We start from the raw sequence: 1,670 nt of genomic DNA on the forward strand, positions 1-1,670 counted from the left end.
AGGGCGGCGCTCACCGGGCCGAGGTCCTCGTCGTCCTGGTGCTCGACGAGCTCGGGCATCTGCTGCTAAGCCAGGTAACATGACGAAGGGATCGGACGGAAAAACTATTGACGGTTTTAGTCATAAACGCATTGGGCTTGTCAAGAAAAGTGTGTAAGTTATTCTAGATATTTCTTCACACGTTCCTTTAGGTGGTCATGAACTAATAGTTGATTCATGACCATAGCCCATTGCTGGATGCGTCCACCATCCCATTTCTTTTCTAATTCTTTTGTTCGTAAAAACAATATTTTTAATAGGGCATTCTCATGGGGGAATGCTCCTTTTTTCGTGACTTTTAGAAAGCTAGAGTGGATACTTTCAACGGCATTTGTAGTGTACATGATTTTACGAATATTACCACCATAATCGAAAAGTTGTTCCACATGAGAAAAGTTTCGTTTCCATACGTCTACAGCTCCAGGGTACGTAGACCACTGCTTTTCAAAAGATTCAAATGCACTGTGACAAGCCTTAAGGCTTGGAGCTCCATACACTTTCTTTAAGGCAGCAGTAAAAGGCTTGTAGTCTTTACTTGGTATATACTTAATCGAATTTCGAATTAAATGAACAATACATCTCTGTACGGTCACATCAGGAAAAATCGCACGTGCTCCTTCTTCCAGACCACTAACGCCATCCATTGAGAGAAAGAAGATATCTTCTACACCACGAGATTTGATTTCATCAAAAATTTGCATCCATTTATGTTTACTTTCCGTTTCATTCAACCACAAACCTAGAATGTCCTTTTTACCTTCTATGGTATATCCTAGTATTGTGTAAACGGCATACTTCTTCGTTTCATAGTCATTACGAATGGTTGTGTAAAGACAATCGACAAACACAAAAGGGTAACAGTTACTTAAGGGACGATTTTGCCACTCTTCTAAATTAGGAAGTACAGTATCCGTAATGTCGGATACCATTTCATGAGATACAGAAAAGCCATAGATGTCTTCTATCGTGGAAGAAATGTCTCGTTGTGACATTCCTCTGGCATACATCGAAATGACCTTATCCTCTATAGAGGATACATCTCTTTTACGCTTTGGAATCAACTGCGGTTCAAATGAACCATCACGATCACGGGGGACTGCAATTTCAACTTCTCCTGCCGTTGTTTTCACGATCTTTTTGCCATATCCATTTCTTCTATTTCTTGTTTCTTTTTCTCCCTTGTCATTGGATTCATAGCCCAAATGGTGATTCATTTCACCTTTTAGCATTGACTCAAACATGGGACCAAATATGTCTTTTAATGCTTCTTGCATATCTTCTACTGATTTAGGCTGATACTGTTCGATAATCTTGTTAGCTAATTCTACGGAGTTCGGATCTCTTTTCAATTTCCCCACTGAAACCACTCCTTTAGCTTTATACTTATTATTCTATCAAATAAAAAACTGTGTGAGTAAGGAACCGTACGCATTCCTTACTTACACAGTTAATATTACACTCCCTTAACGACTAATTTTAAGACGATTTCCTCCCAATATAAATTAATGTTTTCTCTTATTTACTTCTTATTGCATTTACCACTTTCATTTTCCAAATTTATAAAAATTATACCTATATTTAGGAATTTACCAGATGGTAATTTTCAAAATCACTAAGTCTCTAGTTAGGAC

Annotated in this window: 1 protein-coding gene; it reads right to left on the reverse strand. The window is 38.1% G+C overall.

Annotated elements, in window-relative coordinates; genetic code table 11:
- Nucleotides 1–158 precede the first annotated feature (158 nt).
- Entirely contained in the window at nt 159–1,406 is a 1,248-nt protein-coding gene (locus tag ACWFR1_RS40280; RefSeq protein WP_453561069.1) for an IS256-like element ISBsu2 family transposase, read from the reverse strand.
- Nucleotides 1,407–1,670: the final 264 nt, after the last annotated feature.

It is taken from the genome of Streptomyces sp. NPDC055103 (genome assembly GCF_053607625.1).